This window comes from Sphingomonas sp. 37zxx, from assembly GCF_000786205.1.
GTDB lineage: Bacteria > Pseudomonadota > Alphaproteobacteria > Sphingomonadales > Sphingomonadaceae > Sphingomonas.
In genome coordinates this window covers 1-5,076 of the sequence record NZ_JROH01000071.1, presented here as the reverse complement: position 1 = coordinate 5,076, position 5,076 = coordinate 1, and the positions used below count along the sequence as shown (strand labels likewise).

Genomic DNA, 5,076 nt, shown 5'->3' with positions numbered 1-5,076 from the left:
AAGGCTACAAAAGCTACACTACGTACCCCCCGAAATGCCCATCTCAATGCGGTCGGCGTGCAAGACGCGCGAGCAATCGCAGGCGCGGCTGAAAGTCCGGGTGCGGGCAGCGTGGCAAGGCATATCGCTGCATAGCCTAGCCGCGCGCTTGTAGGACAGCCCTGGCTGGCGGCAGTATCGCCTTGGTGCCGAACGGCTCATCGCTTCGCGAGCCGGAAAGCGGCAGCGACCTACTCGAAACGAACGGGCAGGGTCAGCTTTGTTCGACCCAGCCGGGCAACACCGCGTCGCCGAGCGCGTCTAGCCGGCGCAGTTCGATCATCACACCGAGGTCGGGATAGCTCACCCGCGTGCGCGCGCCGGGTTCACCCAGTGGGGTGACCAGCAGCCGGCGCGACACCTTGGCGCGGTGGTGCATCCGCGCGGTGTTTTCCTGGCCGACATAGCACCCCTTGGTGAAGCTCACGCCGTTGAGTTCGCGGGCGTTCGCCTCGAGCCAGAGCGTCGCGTCCTGCCCGAGTTCTTCGGCACCCTCGACCACCCCAAGCGAAAGGCGATGCGCGCGCCAGGCGGGGCTGGCGTCCTCGCCGGTTGCGGTGCCGATCCAACGCCAGCCAAGCGCGGGATGGCGTGGATCGGCCACCCCGCCCTCGCTTGGCGCTGGCGACCAATGCACCCCCAGCGCCGGATCGCGTGCGATCGTGATCGCTCGCCGCAGCCGGTATAGCGACAGCCGCCGCGCCAGCGCATCGGCCTGCGCGGCTTCACAATCTATCAGCACGTCGTCGCCATCGGCCCATAGCAGGAAATCAAACAGCGCCTTGCCTTGCGGCGTCAGCAGCCCCGACCATTGCGGCACGCCGGGTGCCACCGCGCCGGTGTCCTGCGTCACCAACCCCTGGAGGAACCCGCGTACATCCTCCCCCGACAGCCGCAGAACGGCGCGGTCGGCAAGCAGGGTGGCGTGATCGCGAAGGCTGGCGTTGGTCATTACGTCAACGTAAGAAGTGTCAGACAATTACGAAAGAGGCAGCGATGGCAACCCATGATCTGAAGCTCACCGGCGGCACCGTGCATTTGCCCAGCGGCCCGGTACAAACCACGCTTTATGCAACCGGCGGCCGAATCGCCGCGATCGGCGGCGTCGCCGATGCCGCGGAGACGATTGATTGCACCGGTTTGGACATTTTACCCGGCGTCATCGACAGCCAGGTCCATTTCCGCGAGCCGGGGCTCGAGCATAAGGAAGACCTGGAAAGCGGCAGCCGCGCTGCCGTGATGGGCGGCGTCGTCGCGGTGTTCGAAATGCCCAACACCAAGCCCAACACCGACAGCGCCGAAGCGATCGCCGACAAGCTGACTCGCGCCAAGGATCGGATGTGGTGCGACCATGCCTTTTACGTCGGCGCGACCGGCGCGAACGCAGATCATCTGGGCGAGCTGGAGCGGCTGCCGGGCACCGCCGGGGTCAAGATCTTCATGGGTTCCTCGACCGGCGACTTGCTGGTGGCCGATGACGAAGTGCTGGCGCGGGTGCTGCGATCGGGCCGCCGCCGGGTCGCGATCCATGCCGAGGACGAGGCGCGGATGAACGATCGGATGGCGCAATATCGAATCGATGGCGACGTCACCTCGCACCCGGTGTGGCGCGATGACGAAAGCGCGCTGGTGGCCACCCGCCGGATCCTCGGGCTTGCCCGCGCCGCCGGTCGCCGGATTCATGTGCTGCATATTTCGACGCCAGCCGAACTCGAATTGCTGGCGAAGCACAAGGACATCGCCACCTGCGAAGTCACGCCGCAGCATCTGACATTGGCGGGCGAAGAAGCCTATCGCGACCTTGGCACCCATGCCCAGATGAACCCGCCGATCCGATCGGCGGCGCATCGCGACGGGCTTTGGCACTGGATGAGCCAGGGCGTGCCCGACGTCATCGGATCGGATCACGCCCCCCATACGCTGGAGGAAAAGGCCAAGGCCTATCCCGCCAGCCCCGCCGGCATGCCGGGGGTGCAGACGCTGCTGCCATTGCTGCTCGATCATGTCGCGGCGGGCCGGTTGACGCTGCAACGGCTGATCGACCTTACCAGCGCGGGGCCGCAGCGTATCTTCAACATCGCCGGAAAGGGCCGGATCGCGATCGGCTATGACGCCGATTTCAGCGTCGTCGATCTAAAGCGCCAGTGGACGATCGAAAGCGCATGGCTGCAGTCGCGCTGCGGCTGGTCGCCGTTCGAAGGGCGCGAACTGACCGGCAAGCCGATCGGCACGATCGTGCGCGGCCGCGCGGTGATGTGGAATGATGAACTGATCGGGACCGCGACCGGCGCACCGATCCGTTTCGATTCGACGATTTTCGAACGCGGCTGACGGGTTCGATAAACAGCAGGCGCGGGTCAGGCGAACAGCATCGCCCGACCCGCCGCGTTCAGAACGGCAACCACTTCGATTTTTCGCTGAAGCTCATATAGCCGATGTTGGCGCCCAGCCGGTATCCCACGCCGACGCGGATGGGGATCAGCACCACATCGCCGCGCCGCATATAGGTCGCGGCGAACCCACCGACGAAATAGGCGCGACCCTCCGCCGACGGGAAGCGGCGATACAGTTCCTGCGTATCGTACAGATTATACACCAGCACGAACACCTTGGTGGCATCGCCGCCGGCATCGAAGCCGATCGACGGCCCCGTCCAATAAACCGGACGCTGCCCCTCCACCTTGTGCGACATCACGCCCGATCCATAGCGAACGCCCACGACGAACGCCCCCGCTGCCTCACGCCCGGCGATATAGGCGTTGGGCCGCCCCTGATCGGCCAGGATTTTCTCGAGCAACCCGGCCAGCTCCGCCGCACCCTTGCCGAAAACCCCTTCGGCAGCGGCGAGCAGGTCTTCGCGCGCATAGGTATCGGCGGCTGCGATCGTCCGTTCGGCTGCAATCGGCGACGGCGGCGCAGCACTGGCGGCAGACGCGCCGGGCGCGACATATTCTTGCTGCTGCCTTGCCTCGTCGACCGGCATCTCGGTCTGCGCCGGCGGCGAATAGGCGGGCGGTGGCCCGGTCAGGTCGCGATCGATCGCTTCGTTCGGATCGATCGTCCGCACCTGCGCGAAGCCGGTAGTGGGCACCGCCACCAGCACCAGCGCCATCGCGGCGTGTTTGATCCACTGCGCTGTCATCGTCATTTTCCCCAACTCGTCATACGCGACCATACAACCCCCGACGCTTTCGCTGCAATGAACCGGCGACGGCACGAGTCGATTTTGCGGTCGATCCCGCAATATGCGCTGTTGATCCGTGCGACATCGCTCGATATAGGCCGCGCTTCAGCACCGTGTTTCCGGAGACGTGGGTGAGTGGCTGAAACCAGCGGTTTGCTAAACCGCCGTACTGGTAAATCCGGTACCGAGGGTTCGAATCCCTCCGTCTCCGCCAAAACCTGTTGGAATCGTTGGATTTTTTCTAGTTTTGATCTGTGCGTCCGGGTCTCCGTCCGGGTTTTTGAAGCGGATTTCCGCGAACTTCTGCGATCAGCCGTGAACAGACTGCGACGAAACGCACAGCGTATATCTGTTGGTGGGATTGGATGCTCTCCGGTTGGCCAGAGGTGATGCCTGATCCAAGGCGCATATCCACCGTCAAGCGAGCTTTTCGACAGCCGCGCCCATCCTGAAAGGCTCGACCCCGCCGGCTGGTATTGCTTCTCCGAATCAGGGTGTTAGTCTGGCCCCGCGCTGCGCAGGTGGTGCCGAGGCTTGAGAACCTCGCTTGGGAAAGTATGACCCGCCATCGACGCGGCCGGGTGGCCGACGCGCATGTCCAAGCCGCTTGCGGCCAAAGGCGGCGGCGCATGTCTCAAGCATGTTCTCTACACCCGGCTTCCGCCGGCGTCGCCTCGCAAGACAGGCGAGCCGGCCATGGGTATTGGATTGATCAGATTTCGTCGCGCGCGCGGCCGGGCGTGCCACCGGGATTGGGGATCGCAATGCGCCTGATCTCCGATGTCCTGAACGTATTTGCCGCGCCCCGCCTTGCCGAGGGCGATCCATTGCCGCCCGATGACCGGGTGGCGGTCGGATCGGTGCTGGCGCTGAACGACTTGTACCAGACGCAGGCGCCGAGGCTGCTTCGCTACTTCGCACGCCGGGCTAACAGCCAGGGTGCGGGAGATCTGGTGCAGGAGAGCGTCGCATTACGCGCGCCGCTGGCCGAGACGAGGCGGTTCTCGGCATCATAGGGGCACCTCGAACAATGCAGCTTCGGACTGGCGTTGACCGGCTGAGAGGTGTCCGGCAGGCCGTTGTGCCGATTTCGTGTCACTTGGTTGTCTGATTGAGTGCTATTGGCTCAGTGATTCGACCAATTTAGGCATGGATCGTGGATTTTGGGCGCTATGGTGCTGCCACCATGCCACGTTCGAGTACGACCAGGCGGCGCATATTGTAGGCCAAGTTCTGCATGCCGATCTTCGTCGTCGCGCGGATGATGCCGATGGTGCGCACCAGCTTCCCGCCCATACTGGTATGCTGGCTGCCGAACACATGCTCGACCCGCGCCCGCATCGATGAACGCGTCTTGTTCGCCGCTTCCTGTCGCGAGGTGAGCGGCTTGCCGCGGCTGCCCCGACGGTGGATCCTGCTCTTGAACTCACGCGCGGCGAGTTTCTCCTCGCTCTCCTGGCTACGATAAGCGCTGTCGTGCCGCGCGACAACTAAGATGAGCGCATAGCGTCGATTAGGATGAGCGGTTGGGGGTCCGCTTCCGTGAGGGCGTAGCCCGAGCGGGAGCGGACCCCCAACCGCTTCGGCTTCACCTGTGGGTCACGCTGGGCGACGTCTGTCCTCCGTAGGAGACGGACGATGCCGGGCAGACACGTCAATGACCAGCAAGTGAGGTTCTACATGACAGCACGTATTACCCGCCCGCAGGCGGCTGCCGCGGCGATGGCCGGCATATCGGTTGCGACCGGTCGCAGGATCGAACGCGATCTCCGACCGCCCTCGTCGCGCAAGGAGGTGCGCGCGTACCGGACCCGAAGCGATCCGCTAGTGGTCCGATTCTGACATTTGCTACC

General features: G+C 64.5%; 4 protein-coding genes, 1 tRNA gene and 1 pseudogene. 3 read left to right on the top strand and 3 right to left on the bottom strand.

Features of this window, described 5'->3' with window-relative positions:
• Positions 1-253 precede the first annotated feature (253 nt).
• Positions 254-991 (bottom strand): CAF17-like 4Fe-4S cluster assembly/insertion protein YgfZ, encoded by a 738-nt coding sequence (ygfZ, locus tag QU44_RS16105; RefSeq protein ID WP_033923433.1) that lies wholly within the window; start codon positions 989-991, stop codon positions 254-256.
• A 44-nt stretch (positions 992-1,035) separates the two neighbouring features.
• Between ygfZ and QU44_RS16100 the strand changes: the two genes are divergently transcribed.
• Positions 1,036-2,370 carry a dihydroorotase gene (locus QU44_RS16100; protein ID WP_033923432.1) on the top strand — a complete coding sequence of 445 codons (1,335 nt, stop codon included), beginning with the start codon at positions 1,036-1,038 and terminating at the stop codon, positions 2,368-2,370.
• Between the two features lie 58 nt (positions 2,371-2,428).
• Here the strand turns inward: QU44_RS16100 and QU44_RS16095 are convergent, their stop codons facing one another.
• Positions 2,429-3,187, bottom strand: coding sequence for a DUF1134 domain-containing protein (locus QU44_RS16095; protein ID WP_052135000.1), 759 nt, complete (start codon positions 3,185-3,187; stop codon positions 2,429-2,431).
• A 157-nt stretch (positions 3,188-3,344) separates the two neighbouring features.
• On the opposite strand from QU44_RS16095, the gene QU44_RS16090 reads away from it, so the two are divergent.
• Both QU44_RS16090 and QU44_RS16085 read left to right on the top strand, forming a co-directional pair.
• Positions 3,345-3,437, top strand: a tRNA-Ser gene (locus tag QU44_RS16090).
• A gap of 550 nt (positions 3,438-3,987) precedes the next feature.
• Entirely contained in the window at positions 3,988-4,239 is a 252-nt protein-coding gene (locus QU44_RS16085; protein WP_156141241.1) for a hypothetical protein, read from the top strand.
• Positions 4,240-4,393: 154 nt separating this feature from the next.
• Here the strand turns inward: QU44_RS16085 and QU44_RS17975 are convergent.
• Positions 4,394-4,699: pseudogene (locus QU44_RS17975) on the bottom strand (transposase); the annotation flags it as partial.
• Positions 4,700-5,076: the final 377 nt, after the last annotated feature.